The following is a 19,673-nucleotide window of genomic DNA, read 5'->3' on the forward strand; positions in this document are numbered from 1 at the left end:
GCCGAAAATCGTTAGAAATAGGCGAATGCCAAGCAAAGTCGAAACGTGAATCACATCAGAAAACACGTGAATCACGTCAGATTTGCAATAGCAATATGCACGATCACGCCTGCACTTGCTCAAACAATCCCGGCGAATCGTCGATGACAGTCACCGGAATATACGCGAAAAGCGTCCAACTGCCGTCCTGCGCGGACGCGGTGAGCGTGCCCTGATGCGATTCAAGTTGCTTCTTGAACGAGGCAAGCCCATGGCCGCCAGGAAGTTCGTTATCGTGCCCGTCAGCTCCGGCTATCCCTTCTTTCATGGGATTGATTTGAGTGATTTCAATGGCATTCGGTCTAAGTATCACCGAAAGATCAACCTTGCTTCCCGGGGCAGCATGACGAGCGATATTCGCATAGATTTCACGCAGCAGATTATTGACAAGCTCGGCGGTCTCCCGCGATGCACTCGGTTTGCCACCCGCACAGTGCCATATGGACGTGATTTCGAAGCCGAGTTTACGCAAACGTCGGTCGCCGTCGTTCATGGTGGCTCGCAGCAGGTTGGCCAGCGCTTCGCCGTCAGCATCGCCGGGGAGGACGGTGGCATCCATATTCAATTCGTCGATAACGCGATGCACATTCGTCAATGCGAAAAGAATGTATTCGTTGATCTGACGCCAGTCTTCGGCGTCGGCTGCATCGGCTGCGCTGACAGGGCTTCCGGCAGTGACACTAGGGCTGCCTGAAACGCCGTCAACATGCCGTTGTGCCACAAACGCCGCCGCCGACAAATCGCCCGTCACCGCATCGTGAATAGCGTCGGCAATGCGTGCGCGGCTTTCCAACTCCTGCAACCGATTCTTGTTTTGCGCCGCTTCAAAACGCTTCCGCGTCGTTTTCTCGCTCCAACTCAACGCCCTGCCGAGCAGCAGCACCATGGCATACATGCTGATCATGGAGACAGGGTTAGTGCCTGGGCTAGGAGGCGAAATCAGCAGGATAGTAGCAATGTAATATGTGAACAGCGCTGCCGCGATAATGACATTGGTACTGTACGCAAGCATGCCATAAGCGTAGAGATGCGTGGGAAGAGAATTACCCGAACTTGCGTAAGAGGTAAACAGATCGCCAGCATAGGCAATCACAATAATCGCCACCGACATGCTTTTTGGGAATAATGGAGATACCACGAGCGCTGCAACCAGCATCGCAATCCAAACCACGCCAGATATGTCGGTAGGCGGTTCGTAACAAACTCCATATACGGTCCATACGAGCACGATCAACATGATGATAAAACGGATTGGATGCCACAAATTCGGATGCAACGTGCGCACACGATTCCGCCACGTAATGTACTGAGCTGCAGGTTTAGAACGCATTGGACCTCACCCACAATGCCACTGCCTGACGCGAAGTCTTACAGTTGAGTTTCCTTAAAATACTTTGCATATGCTTGCGGATGGTGGCTTCGGAAATCCCCAAACGCTCGGCAATCTCTCGATCAAGCATGCCCTCCGCACACAAAGAAATAATCTGCTCCTCACGAACAGTGAGCGAAGGCGCAGTCTCAGCCTCCCTGCTAATACGCAAATTAGCCAACGCAGGCGTCTCAAACCCCTCCATCACCTCGCCATTGCACATACGCATAATAATCTGCGCCAACTGGTCGGCATTCTCCTTACCAACCAAACCCTGCGCACCAGCCTCCACCAGCTTGTCCCGATAACTCTTGATGGAAAAACTCGTCGCACCAAGAATCGGCATATGCTTGCCCATCAAACGCAACCGACGACAAGTAGCAGGCCCCTGCAAACCCTCCATCGACATATCAAGAATCAACAAACTGACATTGCTGTTCGCGTCCTGACAGCGTTCTATCGCCTCATCGCCAGAAGTCGCAGTCCACACCACATATGCGGTCGGCACTTTGCAGGCAATGACGGCACTGAGCGAATCCAGCGCTCGCGGGTCATTGTCGACCAACGCGATGCGATGAATCTTAGGATGCTTTTCCGACGTGGTCATTATGCGATCACTTTCTTTTCCCACACAGCCATTGCAGCCATGTTGGGCAGTTGGGATTCGCGGCAGTGGAGATATCGTCGTTGCCGTCAACGGGAGTTGTTGCATACGCATATGCTGGTGTGCTGGTGAGAGACAACGTCACCACCATCAGTAGTGAAACACATTTCATGCTTCCATAGTATGCGAGGATGACGCGCGGGGTGGCGATACAGTACGTGACGCACTGTTGATACATCGTTATACAGCGCACATGCTTGTGCTTAGTTTTGTCTTGGCTTTGTTCGCCTAAGATGGAATTCATGACTATCACGCTCATCGATGAGGCGCGCTACGACGCCGAAATGGACGAAACGGTACTGCCTGCGCTGCGTAACTGCATGGCGGAGGGCTGGATGGAACCTGCCGTCGTTGATTGGGATGGCAATACGCTACCTAAGCTGGAGCATTCTGGACGGTTGCATTACTACTGCTACGACGCGCACAAATTCGACACATTGCGTGAAGACGGCGCATCGGGCGTATTCCGCGGTGCGGTGGTGATTTCGCACGGATTCACCGAATTCGGACGCAAATACAGCGAAATGGTGTGGTACTTCCTACTGGCCGGCTATTCCGTATGCGTGTTCGAACATCGCGGACATGGCCATTCCACGCACGACATGAGCAACCCGAGCCTGGTATGGATCGACGATTGGCGCCGGTATGTGGCCGATTTCGCCACGTTCGCGCAGACCGTGGGTCGCGAAGTGGCTGGAGATGGCCCAATGTACTTGTACTGCCATTCCATGGGCGGCGGCATCGGCGCGGCCGTGCTGGAACGCTATCCGTCATTGTTCGACAAAGCGGTACTGTCCGCGCCGATGATTGCGCCGGTGGTCGGCATGCCAACGTGGATTGCACGCATTGTGGTCGGCGTGATCTGCGGGCTTGGCTTCGGCAAATCGCGCGTGTTCGGCCATACCGATTTCGACGGAAACCTCAATCCCGACGATTACAAGGGAGCTTCCGAAGCACGCATCCGCTGGTTCCACAAACAGCGCTTGACAGACAGATCATGCCAGACCAATGCTGCCACTTTCGATTGGGCAAACCAGGCGATGGCGCTTTCCCGAGCCGTGCTCAAACCCGACATGTGCGGAGCCATCGAAGCCCCGGTATTGCTATTCCAAGCCGGCCGCGACGTGTGGGTGCTCAACGGACCACAAGATGACTTCGTTGAACGTGTGCGAGAAGGTGGCGGTTCCATCGAAAAAGTGTGGTACAGCCAGTCATTGCACGAAATTTTCTCCATGCCGAATGCCGTGCTCGAATCATATCTTGACAAAATCCTCGGTTTTTTGGCGGCGCCGAACGCAAGTTTGGCGGAATAAATCTGTTTTGCATAACTGACGTTTAGTATGCGCACCGTGTGCGTTACAATCGCCGTGAATTTGCCGTGAAAGCCGTGGAGAGAGCGAGGATAGGCCGTGGCAAAGCAAACGTCGGGACAGGCGTCGCAATCGCAGAAAACTTCCGAATCGCAAAAAATTGCGAAAAAAACCGCGAAAAAAACGGAACATGTGCTGGAGCAGACGCCGAAAAGTCTGTTCATCGGCACTGGCATGACACTGCTGGGCGGTGCCATGTGGGGCATGAACAGCACCGTGGCCAAACTGCTGATGCGCGACTACCAGCTGGATCCGGTCTGGCTTTCCTGCGTGCGCGCGCTATTCGCCAGCCTGATCTTCCTGGTCGGATCGGCCATCACCACGCCGCAGAAACTCGCCGGAGCGGTCAAAGACGTCAAATCGTATCCGAAATATCTGGTCACCACGCTGATATGCGTACTTCTGGTGCAGGTCTCCTACCTGATGACCATCGACTGGACGAACTCCGGAACCGCCACCGTATTGCAGACGCTCAACCTAGTCTTCGTGCTCACCTGGGTATGCCTGCGCGTCAAACGACTGCCTCTCAAGCATGAATTGGTCGGCGTGCTCCTGGCATTCGCAGGCACGTTCCTCATCGCCACCGGCGGCAACTTCGCCTCGCTGTCGCTGCCATGGCAGGGGCTCGCATGGGGACTGGTTGACGCAGTGAGCACCGCGGCCATGTCCATCCTGCCGGTCATGCTCATGCTCAAATGGGGCAACATGACCATCAACGGCATCACATTCCTTATGTCCGGACTCATTCTATGCCCGTTCGCGCAACCGTGGGCGAACATTCCCGCACTGGACGCGCGAGGCGTGCTCCTGCTGCTCTACACCATCGTATGCGGCACGTTCCTCGCGTTCTGGCTCTACATGGCAGGCGTGATGCGCGTCGGCGCGGTGCGTGCCACCATGCTCGGCACCAGCGAACCGGTCATGGCCACCATCACCGCAGTGGCATGGGCTGGCGAAACGTTCACCTTCACCGACCTGACCGGCTTCGCTATGATCATCATCATGGTCTTCCTCGTGCGCTAACCATTCTCTACAAACTGTCCGATTCTGCAGAATCGGACACTTATGGTGCGCACGTCCGACCACGTCGGCCAGATGCTTGGCAGTGTTCGGGATTGCCGGCAGAGTCTCTTCGGTCCAAGCGCCGACCGCGTTCACGACCACGTCGAATACTCGCTGACCGAAGTCGGCGAAAGCTTACGTCCGATCATCAAGGCGATGAAGACATGGGGGAACCATTACCGAGACGAACACGAGTCCTGATTTTTCCAGTCACTGGAGGTGTCGGGAGCCGCTGAGCCTTACTGCCGCTTGGGAAACGAAAAAGGCCGGAACCTTTCGGCTCCGGCCTTTCATCATGGTGCGAGCGGGGGGAGTTGAACCCCCACGAGCATACACTCACTGCCACCTGAAGACAGCGCGTCTACCATTCCGCCACGCTCGCAGACAGTGAATTAATCTACACCAAAACCCACGCAACCTCAAATCGGCGTGTCGCGCCGCCATTTTCCGTAGGAAAATTCAAGCGGCGCGACGCGAGGAGGGAGGAAGCTCTGGGAGCTTCCGTACGACGGAGCCATCCTTAAATTCCGCCATTTTCCGTAGGAAAATTCAAGCGGTGCGACATGCATGAAAAAAGACGCCGACGGGTTTGTTCGTCGGCGCCTTGGAATGCGGAAGTGTGGCTCAGCATTCGTTTGGGCGGAAAGCCCACGTGAAATGCATTAGCCGCGGGAACCGTTGGCGTAGAAGCGTGCCAAGGCTTCGTCGCGGAATTCGTCGAAATATCCGCCGTCAATCGACGCGCGAATGTCGTCCAGCAGTTTGACGAAGAAGTGCTCGTTGTGGATCGTCGCCAGCGTGAAACCGTTGAATTCGCGGGCGCGCAACGCATGATCCACGTAAGCGCGCGAATAATGCGTGCACGTGTAGCAATCGCAGCCCTCTTCAAGCGGGCCAAAATCATGCTTGAATTGCGCGCGCTTGATGTTGTAACGTCCGTCGCGCGTGAAAATCGCGCCATTTCGGCCGCAACGCGCCGGCGCGACGCAATCGAACGTGTCTCCACCATTCTCGACACATGCGAAAATGTCGTCGACGGCAGCGATGCCGAGCACGTGACGTGGCCGGCTTTCCGGCATCGCATCGCAAATCCAAGCGCAAGTGTCGCCGATAATGCGCTTTTCAATCGCGCCTCCGATGCCAACGCCGTCAAAATCCAGCGAAGCGATCTGTTCGGCCGCATGCCTGCGCAAATCCTCATAATTCGCGCCCTGCACCACACCATACAGCGCCTGATACGGCTTACCGACGCGCTCTTCGGTAAGCCTCTTATGCTCGGCAACGCAACGCTGCGCCCAACGGTAGGTGCGTTCCACGGAACGTTCCTGGTAGCCGCGCGTGTTCATCAGTGTGGTCAGCTCGTCGAACGCAAACATGATGTCGGCACCGATCTTATGCTGGATTCCCATTGAAATTTCGGCGGAAAAACGGTGCAGTGAGCCGTTGAGCGGCGATTTGAACGTTACGCCGTCCTCGTCTACGAACGCGAGGCGCTCTTTACCTTCGGCGATCACGTCGTCTGATTTCATTCCGGTCACATCCATGGCGAGGGTTTTCTTGAAGCCCGCGCCGAGCGAAAGCACTTGGAAACCGCCGGAATCGGTGAAGGTCGGACCGTTCCAGTTCATGAATTTGGCAAGACCGCCGGCTTCGTCGAGCACTTGCTCACCGGGGCGTTCATACAGGTGAAACGCGTTGGACAGCAGGCATTGTGCGCCGAGGTCCTTCATGGTTTCGGGCAGCACGGCTTTCATTGCGGCCTGCGTGGCCACGGGCACGAACGCCGGAGTGTGAATATCGCCGTGGGGGGTATGAATGGTACCGGTGCGGCCGTATCGTGCGCCGCCGCGTCCCTTGCCGTCGGCCGCGTCGGGAAGGCGGGTTTTCTGCTCGAAATAGAAGGCGTCGCGGCGGCCCGGCTTGCCTGGTTCCGCTCCACGCGGATGTTCGATGAGATTCTCGGACACTGCGGTTGCCGCGTTTTGCGTGTCTTGCGCCATGTCGGTAGATGATTCGATGAGGCTTGTCATGCGAAATATTTTATGCGATAACGGCGATTCCTGAAAGTGCTGCAAAGAATGCGATTGGTGAAATGAAAACAAGGAAGATGCGGAACGTGCGATGAAGGTGCCGATCGCATTTTGGCGCGATTTTCAGATTCAATGGTGATGTTGAACGTATTTGGTTGCTACTTTCAACAAACATTCAGGAAACTTCCAGAGCGAGTATCTTTACTCGTAGATAGCAGTTCGAGCGGCACGATTGCTGATTTGTGAAATGCCGCGAGACGAATAAGGAGCGAAAATGGCTGAAGAGAACGACCAGAACGCCGTGCAGCCGCAGAATGACGAACAGCAGACCGTGCCGATGCCGCCGGTTGATGCGGAACAGACGCAAACTTACGCAGGCGAGCCGTATGCTGCAGAGTCGGCTACCGAACCGATTGACGTGCAGAGCGGTATTGAGAATCAGCCGACGGCCGCCATGCCTGTTGCGAACGACGACGCTTCGGCGGAATCCGCGACTGTGGCGGGCGATACTCCGGATTACGCTTCCGCAGCGGGCGAGCGTACCGTGGTTGGCGGTTCCGCGCAGGATGCGCCGGCCCAGCAGTACCGTCCGGCACCGGAATATGGTGCGTACGGTCCCGTGCCGACGCAGCCGACTGATGGCACCGCAGCCGCGAACGGCACTGCGAACGGTACGGCGAGTGACGCGCCGAACATGCCTCCGCAGCCGCAATATGGCACATACGGGCAGGCTCCGCAGCAGTCGCAGCGGTCTCGCAATCCTTTCTTCGGAAATCCGTATGTGGGTGGAAATCAGCAGAACAATCAGCAGAACGCGCAATCGAATAACGGTAATCCGTTCATGAAGCCCACGGCGCAAGGCGGTGCCAACGTGCCGCCGGCCGGGCCGAATAATCCGAATAACGGTAATCCGTTTGGGAATCCGAATAACGGTAATCCGTTCGGTACCCCGCAGCAAAATGGCGCTGCAGCCAAGCCGAAGTTCGCTTCCGGCGTGACCGGTCATGTGATGACCGGCGTGGTGGCGGCACTTGTTTCCGCGGTCCTCTGCCTCGGAGTCGGCTACGCGGCAATCACCAATGGATGGGTGACCGTACCCACCTCCAGCTCACTGACCAGCGTGAAATCCAACACGTCCGGATCTGGTTCGGCGAAAGCCAAATCCGGCGAGGCCGCAGACTGGAGCGCAGTGGCGAAAGAAGTGTCCGATTCTGTGGTGTCCATTGACGTGGCAACCAGCGACGGCAGCGCCAAAGGCTCCGGTGCAATCATCAGCGACAAAGGCTACATCGTCACCAACAACCATGTGATTTCCGGCGCGAAGCAGATTCAAGTGACGCTTGCCAACGGCACCATCTACTCAGCGCAAATCGTCGGCACTGACACCACCACCGATCTGGCCGTAATCAAGCTCGACAATCCTCCGAGCAGTCTGAAGGCCGCGGAATTTGCCGATTCCGACAATCTTGCCGTGGGTGAATCCGTGATGGCCATCGGCAATCCGCTCGGCTACGATGACACCGCAACCGTCGGCATCGTTTCCGCGCTCAACCGCCCGGTGACCGTGTCCGATGACAACAACAACGACATCGTCACCAACGCCGTGCAGATTGACGCGGCCGTCAACCCAGGTAATTCCGGCGGTCCGACCTTCAATGCGGCCGGCCAGGTGATTGGCATCAACTCATCCATCGCATCCACCACAACATCTTCCGGCACAGCCGGATCCATCGGCATCGGCTTCGCCATTCCGTCGAACCTGGTAAAGCGCGTGGCCAACGAAATCATCGACAACGGCACCGTGCAGCATGTGGCGCTCGGCGTCACCATCAAGAGCTCCACGGTCGAGGCGGACGGCGTGACCCGCGGTTGCACGCAGGTGCAGTCCGTGGTCGACAACAGCCCGGCGGCCAAGGCCGGAGTGAAGGCCGGCGACTCCATCGTGGCGTTCAACGGCAAGGCGGTGAACAACAACTATTCGCTGCTCGGCTACGTGCGCGCCTCCGCCATGAACGACAAGGTGACATTGACGGTCGTGCGCGACGGCAACACCATGGAGCTTGACGTGACGCTCGACCAAGAGGAATCCCAGACGAACTCCTCCAACAACCGGAACCAGCAGAACAACGGCAATGATGGCCAGAGCCAGAACGACAATGGCAACGGTTACGGTAACGGTAACGACGGCAATGGCGGCAATGGCGGCAACGGAAATGGACAGAGCGACGGCAACGGTAGCAACGGCTACGGTGACGGAGGCGGCCTGTTCGACCCGTTCGGCCTGTGGTAAAGCGCAGACCGCCGCGGTTGGCCGTGGAAGGTTGCGGTCGGCTGCGGCGGACTGCAATACGGGTGGCGACCACCCGATAGGCTGACGGCGAAGACGTAACTGGAGTTGCTTAATCGCAAGAACGTCTTGTGAACGTCATCGCGAGAACGGTAAAACCGCGGAAAACCAACGAAAACCAATAAAAGTTAAAAGCAGAAGCAGGACTGTGCGAACAATCGTACAGTCCTGCTTTTCTATTTTTTGGCAATTGCGACACGAAAATCGCAATTGTTTGCTACGCTGGAAATATCTTTTTACGCCGTGTATCGATGGCTCGCGCGGGCGAGGCGCCGATGGGTTAACAAGGCGTCCGATACGAGCGTAAGGAGATTCTCATGCGTAGAATCATCGATATTTGCTGGCGACTGTGCAAGCAGGTTCCGTTACTGCCGATCACCATTCTGGCCGCGATTCCGTTGGCATTGCTGGGGGAGTGGAGGCCGTGGGGCGAGGCTGCGTGGGTTTCTCACGATTTGCATGCTGGCTTTGGTTGGCTGAGCTCGTTTAATCCGGGTGTTGGGCAGTGGATAGTGATCGCGCTGGTCGTATACACGATTGTGGTGACGGTGCGTGGCATGATCGACGATCTACGGAACGGCCATGTTGGCGTCGATCTGCTGGCGGTCGTTGCGATTGCGTCGACGGTTGCAGTGCAGGAATATTGGGCCGCTTGGGCCGTGGTGCTGATGATCTCATCCGGCGAGGCGATCGAGGAATTCGCGCAGTCGAAGGCCGAAAGCAACCTGACCGCACTGATCGACGCGGCACCCCGAACCGCGCACGTGGTTGCGCTGCCGGGAGTGCGCGGGCATGTGCATGCTACGGGCAGCGAGCATACGGCCGACGTGACAGCCGACGGATTCCGTGCCGTCAGAATGTCCGATTCTGCAGAAACGGACAACCAAGACGGTGAAAAGCATGCTTATGTGTCCGAATCTCCAGAATCGGACACAAAAGGTGCTTCGCAAACGTATGATGCGGCTGGAGAGCGCTTCGAAACGGTCCCCGTCGATCAGGTGCGGCTTGGCGACGTGATTCTGGTGCTGCCTGGCGAAACGGTGCCTGTCGACGGCGAGCTGCTGTCGGGTGTAGCCACGCTGGATCTAAGCAACATCAACGGCGAGCCTGTGCCGCGTGAAGTGTATGCGGGCGCTCGCGTGATGTCTGGCGCAGTCAATGGCTCGACCACGTTGACCATGCGTGCCACGCAACTTGCGCAGGATTCGCAGTATCAGAAGATTCTCGAGCTGGTTTCGTCGGCGCAAGAGTCGCGCCCCGCTGTCGTGAAGACCGCGGATATGCTTGCAGTGCCGTTTACCGTGCTTTCGCTTGCGATTGCTGGGATTGCATGGGCGGTTTCCGGGCTGCCGCTGCGATTCGCGCAGGTGCTGGTTCTCGCCACGCCTTGCCCGCTGCTGATTGCCGCGCCGGTTGCGTATGTGGCTGGAACAGGGCGTCTTGCCAAAGCGGGAATCCTGATTAAAGCACAGGACGTGTTGGAAAATCTAGGCCGCGTATCGCATATTTTCTTCGATAAAACCGGCACGCTTACCGTCAAGCAACCGCAGGTCGTGCGCGTGGAGAAACCGTTCGGAACGAGTTCGCCGTTCAATGAAGACCATATTCTCATGATGGCCGGTGTGGTGGAAAGTTACTCGGTGCACATTCTGTCGAAAGGTATTGCGGCGGCCGGGCGCAAGGCCATGGACGACTTGTACGCGCGGTATGCGTCAGGGCAGCGGTTATGCGCTGAGCGTGATTTGCCTGGGCATGGGCGCGACTATCCGGTGGTGAAGAACATTGTGGAGGATTCAGGTAAAGGTGTTTCCGGCGAAGTGAACGGGCACCGGGTGCGTGTGGGGCGTTTTGCGTATGCGACGGCCGACGAATCCGGATTCATGCCGGTGCTGCATGCGCCGAGTGAACGCTGCTTGTCCGATTCTTCAGAATCGGACACTCTAGGAGTACGAGACGGAATGTCTGACGATGCGCAGCCTGCGGCCGCAAACCCCTCCATCACCCCTTCCGCCGAGGCGGCGCAGACGACGCCCGTCCGCAAGTCCGAAACCGCAAACTCGCTGTTCGCTCCGCTTGCGCCGGACGAGATGGCCGCATACGTGGCGATTGACGGCAAACTGGCCGCCCGCATCGTGCTTCGCGACGTGCCCCGTGCGAATGCGAAACGTTCCTTGGCCCGTCTGCATGAGCTTGGTATCAAGGAGCTGTCCATGCTTACCGGCGACAAGGCCGCGTCCGCTCGCATCATCGCAAATGAGGTCGGTATCGATGACGTGCAATCTGAGCTGTTCCCTGAAGATAAGGTTGCCGCTGTTAAGAACGCCACCGAGTCCACGCATCAAAACCAGTCCATGCCCGCCCGCATCATGCGGCGTATAACTGGCGAATCCAGGAATCGCCAAGTCACCATGATGGTCGGCGACGGCGTCAACGATGCTCCTGTACTTGCAGTCGCCGACATCGGCATGGCCATGACCGACGGCACGTCCACCGCAGCTTCCGAATCCGCGCAAGTGGTCATCATGAATGATGATATCGCCTCTGTGCCGCGTGCCATCGCCATCGCACGCCGTACGAAAAACGTGATGCTTCAGGCGGTGTTGATCGGTCTCAGCCTCGCCATCATCGGCATGGTCGCAGCCGCATTCAACCTGATTCCCGTGGTCGTTGGCGCATTCATGCAGGAGGTTATCGACGTGGTCAGCATTCTGTGGGCGCTCACTGTGCTTTTCGACCGCGGCGAATCCGCGTGATTGCGGGGAGCGGTGTCATGCGCGGCGTTTTGGGGAAGCGTTTACAACGAGCTTGGCGAGATTTCTCCAGCGATCGATACGCGCATCCACTTGCCAAAGTCGGCTCCGGTCACGCCTTGTGACAGCAGGAACATGATTTTCGCATACGCGGCTTCCAGCGTCATATCACCGGCTCCGATCGCGCCGGCACGAGCGATCGCATCGCCCGTCTCGTAATGGCCGAGCAGCACTTCCGCCTGCTGACATTGCGACGCGATCACAACGGGAACATCGTCATGCAGCACGTCGGCAATCACGTCGGTCAATCCCGGTTCGTCGCTCGGCACATTGCCGACGCCGTACGCGCGCAGCAATACCGCTTCCGGATGCGGCGTAAGCATCGCTTCCAATCGCGCCGCGGAAATGCCGGGCGTCATATCAATCACAGCAACATCGTGACGGGAGTAAGGCTGAGGTGACGTCCAGCCGCAACCGACCGAAGCAACATCGTCTGCATACCAGTGCCATGGCATGCCCGTACGAGCCAGCGGTCCGACGGAAGGCGCCGAAAATCCTTCAAACGCCCAACTCGACGACTTGCTCACGCGATTTCCGGCAAACAGGTGATGTCCAAAAAACAGTCCCACACCGTGGAATCGTCCGCTCATCGCGGCGTTCAGCGCGCCCGTGACATTCGCAATGGCATCCGATTCGATTTTGCCGAGCGGATGCTGCGAGCCCGTGAAAATCACCGGTTTGCCGAAACCAGCCAGTGCATACGAAATCGCGGCGCTCGAATAGCTCATCGTATCGGTGCCATGCAGCACCACGAACGCGTCGGCATCATCATGATGCGCACGCAAGTCATCAACCATCGTCTGCCAATTGTCAGGCGTCGCGTTCGACGAGTCGATAAGCGGATCAAGCTCGGTGAACGTGAACAGGCTTGCGTCCATGTGCGCGTCCTCCAGCAGGCGGAACAGCCATCCGCGAGTGTCGGCTCCCGGAATCAGGCCGTTCGGCGAGTCAATCATGCCGATGGTGCCGCCGGTATATGTGATGTGAATGCGCATTGCCACCTTCTTACGATTGCTTGGTACTTGATAAGTACTTGCTTGCGATTGCGGGATGGGCGAATTCCGATATTTCGGATTCCTACATCCCGCGATTCTGCGACTACTTGCGATTGTACGTGCATCTGCCGCGCTCATTGCGTACGATTAATGCAGCCACACGTTGGATTCATCTGGATTCAGTGCAAACACCAACGCCAGTGCGCACAAGGCGAAGAAGTCGTAAGAAAGTGCATAAGCACCCCTGTCGCAAATGCAGGGAATGCATTAGGCTAGAGCGCGTGACTGAAACTAATGAACTTCGTATTGCTGTAATCGGCGCCGGCCCTGCAGGCGTCTACTCCTCTGACATTTTCTTGCGCCAGTTGAAGAAGCTCGGCGAGGGGCTTGGCCTCGGCACTGCCGCGCGCATCGACCTGTTCGAAAAGCTGCCTGTGCCGTTCGGCCTGGTGCGCTACGGAGTGGCCCCCGACCACCCGTCCATCAAATTCATCGCGTCGGCGCTCGAAAAGACGCTCGACAATCCGGACATCCATCTGTACTGCGACGTGGAATTCGGCAAGGACGTGACGCTCGACGAGCTGCTGGAACGCTACGACGCAGTGCTGTTCGCCACCGGTGCCGTTGAGGACAAGCCGCTTGGACTGCCGGGCGCTGACCTGGATGGCGTGTATGGCGCAGCCAAGTTTGTGGAATGGTACGACGGTTATCCGACCGGCGCTCGCGAGTGGCCGCTTGAAGCTAAGGAAGTCGCCGTGATCGGCGGTGGCAACGTGGCCATGGATGTGGCGCGCGAACTCATGCGCAATGCCGACGATCTGAAGGAACGCACTGACATTCCAGACAATGTGTACGAGGGTGTCAAGGCGAACAAGGCTCGCGTGCTGCACCTGTTCATCCGCCGCGGTGTGGCGCAAGCCAAGTTCTCCGTACAGGAATTGCGTGAGATGGAGAAGCTGCCGGGAGTGCAGCTGATCATTAACGAAGACGATTTCGATTTGGATGAAGACACGATTGAAGAGGCCGGCAAAGACAAGCTGACCCGTCAGATGGTCGAAGAGCTGTTCACGATTCGTGAGATGGCGGAAGACATGGAAGATGACGGTGACGTGGATTACGAGGGTAATACGGCTGATCGCAAGTATTATGTGCACTTCAATTCCGCGCCGGTCGAAGTGCTGGGCGAGGACGGCAAGGTCGTTGGCATTCGCGTGGAGAAGACCGAAACGTCGGCTGACGGCAAGATGAGCCGCACCGGCGAGTTTGAAGAGTATCCGGTGCAGGCCGTGTACCATGCGATCGGCTACAAGCCGGCCACCGCGCCGGGCATCGCGTACGACGAGCGTCACGCGCATCTGGCGAACGCGAACGGTGACGGACGCATCACCACGACCGCTTCGGCCGAGGACGGCGCGCAGGTGCGTGAACGTCTGTATGCCACCGGTTGGGCTAAGCGCGGCCCGGTCGGACTGATCGGCTCCACCAAGTCCGACGCGCTGCTCATCGTCACCAACATGCTGGAGGATCTGTCCAAGGCAGCCGAAGGTGGTCGTGTGGCGGCGGACCGCGATCCGGAATCCATCGACCGACTGCTGGAGTCGCGCGGTGTCAAGCCGATCGACTTCGCCGGTTGGAAGAAGGTCGACGCGTTCGAACGTGCCGAAGGTGCGAAGGAAGGCCGCGAGCATAAGAAGGTCATCGATCCGGAGCAGATGCGCGCCCTGGCTCACGCCTAAGGTGGGTGTTTGAAACCCGGTCCGATAGGTTTCAGACTTTTTTCATGCGTCTTGGGTGTCCGATTCTGGAGAATCGGACACCCAAGACGTTTTTTATCCTGTACTTGTCCGCTTCTGGTGAATCGGACATGTAATGTGCGCGAAAGACCTGCTGCTTGTCCGTTTCGCCAGAATCGGACATCCGGGAGAAGCTGAGCGTGCGAACTTCCGCAACTGCCCCTAGTCCTTCCCACGGCCCAGTCTCCAGCGCATATCCAGCAAAAACTCAGACTCCGTTTCTACGCTGGTGCCCATGAACGGCAAATTGCAGGTGCATGGCCATTGCAATGGCTTGAAGACAACGCTGTTATTCGCGTTGATGTGGGGCGTCATCATGCTCATTTGGTGGGCGACCGGTGGCAGTCAGAGTACGCTCGGATTCTACATTCTCATCGGTCTGGGATCGACGTTTGCCTCCTACTGGTTTTCCGACAGGCTGGCGATCGCCAGCATGCACGCGCAGGAAGTCAGCGAGCAGGAAGCGCCGGTACTGTACAAAATCGTGCGCGAACTGTCGGCGAAGGCGGGCAAACCTATGCCACGTATTTATATCGCCCCAACCATGAGTCCCAATGCGTTCGCAACGGGACGCAATGAACGTCATGCGGCGGTCTGCTGCACACAGGGCATTCTGCAGATGCTCAACGAACGTGAAATCCGCGGCGTTCTCGGTCATGAGCTCATGCACGTCTATAACCGCGACATCCTGACATCCGCGATTGCGTCCGCAATGGCCACCGTCATCTCGTATCTCGGATATTCGCTCATGTATTTCGGCGGCGGCCGTTCCCGTGACGACCGCGAAGGTTCCGATTCCGGCGGCTTGGGATTGCTGGGTGTGCTGTTGAGTACGATTCTTGCGCCAATTGCCGCTTCGCTTATTCAGATGGCGATTTCACGTACGCGAGAATATGATGCTGACGAAGATGGTTCCATGCTTACGGAAGATCCGGAGGCGCTCGCTTCCGCGTTGAACAAGATTTCCGGCGGCGCGGCCGCGATGCCGATGAAGAAGACCGCGGGAACGCAGTCGGTGGCTGCGATGATGATCGCCAATCCGTTTTCGGCGGAAGGTTTCTCCAAGCTGTTTTCTACGCACCCGCCGACCTCGGATCGCATTGCGCGGCTGATGCAGATGGGGCAGGAGATGCGTCAGCAGGGCGTGCAGTCCGGATATTTGGCCGGTGGCTATGCCACGAGCGGCGTTGCGGCGGCGGATATTCGGCAAGGCGGACGTTCTGCGATGGCTGGTGCCGGTGGACTGCAATTTGGAACGCAGTATGGATCCGCGCATGATTCGGGCGGCTCGGCTGGCAGATATTCTCGCGACTATTCGCAGCGGCCGCGTGGTTGAGTCTCCGTGATATTGCGGAAAATTGGTATCGCATGTCGGTCTGTGTCCGCATACGCATCCGTTGCGTGCTAAACTGAAGTTTCGTGCCCAAAAGGCACAACCTTGCGGATGTAGTTCATCGGTAGAACGAAAGCTTCCCAAGCTTTAAAGGCGGGTTCGACTCCCGTCATCCGCTCCATTCGAAACCCTTGGAATCGTTGGAATTCCAAGGGTTTTTCTATTGCCGTAAAAGACCCGTGAAATCAACTTCGCGCCGCGCAACTGTCGGTTGCGTCGCAAAATTCGGTTGCGAATCGCAATGCAGCCGAAAGATGGTGGCGTGGAATGCGACGTTTATGACAAGCTGCTGATGCTTTGCGGCATCTCAGGTCGCAGGAATGTCCGATTCTGGTGAATCGGACATGCGGGGTGGGCGGCAGGTAGGCTGGAATCCGTGAATACGGATCAGAAACTTCCCGCCGAATCCGCAGGCGAATGCCCCAGTACCCCCCTATTTGGCCATGCCATATCACATGCGGCGACACTCATCGGCCTGTTCGCAATCGTCCTGTGGGGCTTCATGGCCGGCCTCGTGCGACTCGTTTCCGAATCGTTCGGAGCCACGCTCGGTTCGGCGCTCGTCTACACCGTCGGTGGTGTCATGCTGTTCATTGTGCGCCGTCCGAAACCAATCCGCGAAGCGCCACGCAAGTACCTAATCGCAGGCGGACTCATGTTCATCGCATACGAGGCGTCAATCTCGCTGTCGATTGGCCTGGCCACAACGAACGCGCAATCCGTGGAAGTCAGCCTTGTCAACTACTTGTGGCCGACGCTGCTGGTGCTGATGACCGCCGCCGTGTCGCACAAACGTGGTGCGGTCGCCAAAGCGATTCCTGGCGCGGTGATCGCAACCATCGGTGTGGCGATGGCGGTTGGCGGAGAAAGCCTTGATATGCGGGAAGCGGTCCACAATATCGCCAGTAACCCCCTACCGTATGTGCTCGCGTTTGTTGGCGCCTTTATTTGGGCGATTTATGCGACTTTTACGCCGTCGTTGTCCGGCGGTTACGACGGCACGACGATTTTCTTCTGTTGTGTGGCCGTTGTGCTGTGGACCATCCATTTCGTTTCGGGAGACGGTTTGCCGGACACGGCGCCCGGCATCGGTGGATATGCTGCGCTGATTGCGTGCGCCGCTTCGATTTCGGGCGGCTACGCGTGCTGGGGATACGGCATGTTGCACGGCAGTATGGAAACGCTTGCGATTGGTTCGTACGCGACTCCGCTGTTTTCCACGGCTTCTAGCACGCTTCTGTTGGGCGTGGCGCTGGGCATGCCGTTCTGGATCGGTGTTGTGCTGGTGGTTGCCGGTTCTCTGATCAACGTGTGGTTTGCGCGACGCCGCTGATTGTCCGATTCTGCAGAATCGGACGTCTAAGGTGTAATGCGCCCATCTTGGTTGTCCGTTTCTCCCGAATCGGACTTCCAGACCGTGTACCAGCCGAAACCGATCTAAACCGGCTCAAACCAGCCCGGTCAAATCCGCCTCGTTACATCACCTTGGTGGACTCCAGATTGCGGCTCACCCAGTTGTTCAACCGGATCACCGGCTTGCGCAACACCAATCCCAGCAGCAGCGAAGGAATCAGGAACAAGGCGAGATACACCATGTCAAGCAGGTACTCATTGCCGTACGATCCGGCCATCGCGGCGTGCATGGCATCGATGGCGTGCGGGAATGGTAGGAACGGGTAGAGCATTTGGAAGAACTTCGGCAGCGTCTCGATAGGGAACGTACCGCCCGAACCGGCGACCTGCATCACCAGCAGCACCACGGCCACGGCCTTGCCGATATCGCCGAACGACACGGTCAGCGTATACACGATATTCGAGAACACGAGCGCGGCAAGCCACCCCACGGCAAGGAACTGCAGCGCATGATTCGCCTGCACGCCAAGGAAATACGTGTCACCCAGGCAAACCAGTGTGCCCTGCAGCAACGCGAGCAGTGCGAAGATCGCGTACCGTCCGAAATACTCGTGGTCAAGGCGCAGTCCCCAACGTGAGGCGTTCCCCGGGCCGGACGGGCCGGCGATGCGCGGCAGCGTGTCGCCCAAGCCCAGCACATGCGCCTTCTCGCGGTCCGAAATCGTCACTTTCAGCATGGCGCACAGGATGATCGCACCCACCCAGATTGACAGGATCGTATAGAACGGCGCCATGGCCGAACCGTAGTTCGCGATCGGGTACACCGAGACGCGATGCAGTGCGACGGGCGCGGAAATCAGCGTGGACAGTGTGGACGCGTTGGCGGTGGCCAGTGCACGTAGTTCGTCCGATTCACCCGAATCGGACGAACTGGCGTCGTTGTCACCGTCGCCACCATCGCTGTTGCCGTCACCGGCGTTCCCGCCCGTCTCCAGCTTCGTGATCAGCTCCTTCACCGTCGCTGCCGACGAGTCGAGTTTCTTCGCGATCGCGCCGAGCGTGGAACGGATGGACGTCACATTCGTCCCCACATCGCCCGTCACATCGTCCAGACCGTCGGCGGTGCCGCTCAGCTGGGTGATTATGCTGTCGGTTTGGGAGATCAGCGTGCTGACTGTGGAGGCGAGCGCGTCGATTTTCGGCTTGACGTTCGTGGCGTAATCGTCGCGCACATTGCTGATCGACTGCTTCGCGGAGGTGATGCGGTTCAGGATCTCCTTGCGGGAGCTTTCCGCGGCTGCGGTATCCTGCGTGACCTGCGTGGAAGCGTCTTTCAGCTGCTGCGCGAGCTTCTGCGAATCGCCTTTGGCGGCTTCCAGCAGCGTGATCTCCCGGTCGATGGCTTCCAGCAGCGCCTGTTTCGCGGAATCACTGTCCGGTAGTTGTTCCACCGATTCGCGCATGTGGTTGAGGCTTGTGATGTACGTGTCGTACAGCGATTCGCCGCTGGAGACTTGTTCGCTCAACGTTGTCAACTGGCTGGCTGCGGTGTCTGAGCCCTTGCCGATCGCGTCGAACGCCTTGTTCACCTTGGCAGCTACTTGGTCGAACGCGCCTGACACCTGGTCGAGCGCGGTGTTCACCGAGGAGGTGACGTTCGCACCTGCCGAAGTGAGCGACGTGGCACCTGATTTGCCTTGCTTCAACGCGTTCTGGGCCTGTTTGCCCGCCTTGGTCGCCGAGGCGAGCAGTTTGCCCGTGGAATCCACGATGTCGTTCGCCGAGCCGAGCAGCTGCGAATACGACGTCACCTGCTGCGATGCGCCGCTCAGCGTATCCGCCGTGGTGGTGAGATTGCCGTTGAGGTTGCGCATGTATTCGGCCATTTGCGGGCTTTGCGAATAGTGTAGGATGCTTGAGGCCAGGTCGAGTCCGACTTGCGCAATCGTTTTGGCGAAGGTTTTGTCGATCGTGTTGACCACGGTTGTCGCGCCCTGATCGGTGATATGCGGGGCGATCGGGTTGATTTTCTCGTTCAGATAGTACTTGAGCTGCGCGTGTTTGATGTCGGGGGAGAACAGCGTCATCATGTCGGCGCTGAAACCTTTCGGAATTACGATTGCCGCATAGTATTCGCCGGATTTCACCCCGTCGATTGCCTTGTCGCTTTTCACGAACTGCCAGTCCAGCTGGTCGTTGGCGTGCAGTGTGCTGATGATGGTTTCGCCCACGTTGACGCGCACCGGTATGAGATCCGACTTGTAACCCTTGTCGTTATTGGCCACGGCGACCTTCAATGCCTTGGTGTTGCCGTAGGGGTCCCAGCTGGCCGCGATGTTGAACCAGGCGTACAGCGCCGGCACCACCACCAGACCCATCGAGACGATCACGGCGATCACGTTGCGGGTGGCGTGGCACATGTCCCGCTTGAAGATGCCCCAGATCATT

Annotated in this window: 13 protein-coding genes and 2 tRNA genes; 9 read left to right on the forward strand and 6 right to left on the reverse strand. The window is 57.9% G+C overall.

The genetic code is table 11. The annotated features are described in order from the left end of the window. Window positions 1–103: 103 nt before the first annotated feature. Window positions 104–1,051 carry a sensor histidine kinase gene (locus tag CE168_RS06455; RefSeq protein ID WP_236824350.1) on the reverse strand — a complete coding sequence of 316 codons (948 nt, stop codon included), beginning with the start codon at window positions 1,049–1,051 and terminating at the stop codon, window positions 104–106. A gap of 307 nt (window positions 1,052–1,358) precedes the next feature. Then, on the reverse strand, window positions 1,359–2,126 hold the full coding sequence (locus CE168_RS06460; protein WP_236824351.1) for a response regulator transcription factor: 768 nt from the start codon (window positions 2,124–2,126) through the stop codon (window positions 1,359–1,361). A gap of 188 nt (window positions 2,127–2,314) precedes the next feature. Here CE168_RS06460 and CE168_RS06465 point away from each other — a divergent pair, with 188 nt between their 5' ends. From CE168_RS06465 to CE168_RS06475, 3 genes are all read left to right on the forward strand, one after another. Continuing rightward, a complete protein-coding gene (locus CE168_RS06465; RefSeq protein ID WP_180753731.1) occupies window positions 2,315–3,385 on the forward strand; it encodes an alpha/beta fold hydrolase in 1,071 nt (356 codons plus the stop codon). A gap of 96 nt (window positions 3,386–3,481) precedes the next feature. Beyond that, window positions 3,482–4,465 carry a DMT family transporter gene (locus tag CE168_RS06470; protein ID WP_099571615.1) on the forward strand — a complete coding sequence of 328 codons (984 nt, stop codon included), beginning with the start codon at window positions 3,482–3,484 and terminating at the stop codon, window positions 4,463–4,465. A 42-nt stretch (window positions 4,466–4,507) separates the two neighbouring features. After that, entirely contained in the window at window positions 4,508–4,705 is a 198-nt protein-coding gene (locus CE168_RS06475) for a winged helix-turn-helix transcriptional regulator (protein WP_099571616.1), read from the forward strand. 95 nt (window positions 4,706–4,800) lie between these two features. On the opposite strand, the gene CE168_RS06480 is transcribed toward CE168_RS06475, so the two are convergent. Together CE168_RS06480 and tgt are read right to left on the reverse strand one after the other, a co-directional pair. Further along, window positions 4,801–4,886: transfer RNA gene (locus tag CE168_RS06480), tRNA-Leu, on the reverse strand. Window positions 4,887–5,166: 280 nt separating this feature from the next. Further along, window positions 5,167–6,504: a tRNA guanosine(34) transglycosylase Tgt gene (gene tgt, locus CE168_RS06485; protein WP_099571679.1), complete on the reverse strand. Its 1,338-nt coding sequence runs from the start codon at window positions 6,502–6,504 to the stop codon at window positions 5,167–5,169. Between the two features lie 304 nt (window positions 6,505–6,808). Here tgt and CE168_RS06490 point away from each other — a divergent pair, with 304 nt between their 5' ends. Continuing rightward, window positions 6,809–8,824 (forward strand): S1C family serine protease, encoded by a 2,016-nt coding sequence (locus tag CE168_RS06490; RefSeq protein WP_099571617.1) that lies wholly within the window; start codon window positions 6,809–6,811, stop codon window positions 8,822–8,824. A 374-nt stretch (window positions 8,825–9,198) separates the two neighbouring features. Continuing rightward, the gene (locus tag CE168_RS06495) at window positions 9,199–11,634 is read left to right on the forward strand and encodes a heavy metal translocating P-type ATPase (RefSeq protein WP_099571618.1); all 2,436 of its coding nucleotides are present in this window, start codon (window positions 9,199–9,201) and stop codon (window positions 11,632–11,634) included. A 41-nt stretch (window positions 11,635–11,675) separates the two neighbouring features. On the opposite strand, the gene CE168_RS06500 is transcribed toward CE168_RS06495, so the two are convergent. After that, window positions 11,676–12,686: an asparaginase gene (locus tag CE168_RS06500; RefSeq protein WP_099571619.1), complete on the reverse strand. Its 1,011-nt coding sequence runs from the start codon at window positions 12,684–12,686 to the stop codon at window positions 11,676–11,678. Between the two features lie 281 nt (window positions 12,687–12,967). Between CE168_RS06500 and CE168_RS06505 the strand changes: the two genes are divergently transcribed. From CE168_RS06505 to yddG, 4 genes are all read left to right on the forward strand, one after another. Beyond that, window positions 12,968–14,422, forward strand: coding sequence for an FAD-dependent oxidoreductase (locus tag CE168_RS06505; RefSeq protein WP_099571620.1), 1,455 nt, complete (start codon window positions 12,968–12,970; stop codon window positions 14,420–14,422). A gap of 292 nt (window positions 14,423–14,714) precedes the next feature. Continuing rightward, window positions 14,715–15,815: a zinc metalloprotease HtpX gene (gene htpX / locus CE168_RS06510; RefSeq protein ID WP_099571621.1), complete on the forward strand. Its 1,101-nt coding sequence runs from the start codon at window positions 14,715–14,717 to the stop codon at window positions 15,813–15,815. Between the two features lie 104 nt (window positions 15,816–15,919). Next, a tRNA-Gly gene (locus CE168_RS06515) sits at window positions 15,920–15,993 on the forward strand. Between the two features lie 255 nt (window positions 15,994–16,248). Then, window positions 16,249–17,205 (forward strand): aromatic amino acid DMT transporter YddG, encoded by a 957-nt coding sequence (gene yddG, locus CE168_RS06520; RefSeq protein ID WP_099571622.1) that lies wholly within the window; start codon window positions 16,249–16,251, stop codon window positions 17,203–17,205. 142 nt (window positions 17,206–17,347) lie between these two features. Here the strand turns inward: yddG and CE168_RS06525 are convergent, their stop codons facing one another. Continuing rightward, window positions 17,348–19,672, reverse strand: coding sequence for a YhgE/Pip domain-containing protein (locus tag CE168_RS06525; RefSeq protein WP_099571623.1), 2,325 nt, complete (start codon window positions 19,670–19,672; stop codon window positions 17,348–17,350). Window position 19,673 lies beyond the last annotated feature (1 nt).

It is taken from the genome of Bifidobacterium sp. N5G01 (assembly GCF_002742425.1).
Classification (GTDB): Bacteria; Actinomycetota; Actinomycetes; order Actinomycetales; family Bifidobacteriaceae; genus Bifidobacterium; species Bifidobacterium hominis.

Bases quoted from the DNA above. Each gene is read 5' to 3' on its own strand.
- CE168_RS06455 (WP_236824350.1), bottom strand. From the start codon at position 1,051: ATGCTTGCGTACAGTACCAATGTCATTATCGCGGCAGCGCTGTTCACA.
- CE168_RS06460 (WP_236824351.1), bottom strand. From the start codon at position 2,126: ATGCGTATGCAACAACTCCCGTTGACGGCAACGACGATATCTCCACTG.
- CE168_RS06465 (WP_180753731.1), top strand. From the start codon at position 2,315: ATGACTATCACGCTCATCGATGAGGCGCGCTACGACGCCGAAATGGAC.
- CE168_RS06475 (WP_099571616.1), top strand. From the start codon at position 4,508: ATGGTGCGCACGTCCGACCACGTCGGCCAGATGCTTGGCAGTGTTCGG.
- tgt (WP_099571679.1), bottom strand. From the start codon at position 6,504: ATGGCGCAAGACACGCAAAACGCGGCAACCGCAGTGTCCGAGAATCTC.
- CE168_RS06490 (WP_099571617.1), top strand. From the start codon at position 6,809: ATGGCTGAAGAGAACGACCAGAACGCCGTGCAGCCGCAGAATGACGAA.
- CE168_RS06495 (WP_099571618.1), top strand. From the start codon at position 9,199: ATGCGTAGAATCATCGATATTTGCTGGCGACTGTGCAAGCAGGTTCCG.
- CE168_RS06500 (WP_099571619.1), bottom strand. From the start codon at position 12,686: ATGCGCATTCACATCACATATACCGGCGGCACCATCGGCATGATTGAC.
- htpX (WP_099571621.1), top strand. From the start codon at position 14,715: ATGAACGGCAAATTGCAGGTGCATGGCCATTGCAATGGCTTGAAGACA.
- CE168_RS06525 (WP_099571623.1), bottom strand. From the start codon at position 19,672: ATGATCTGGGGCATCTTCAAGCGGGACATGTGCCACGCCACCCGCAAC.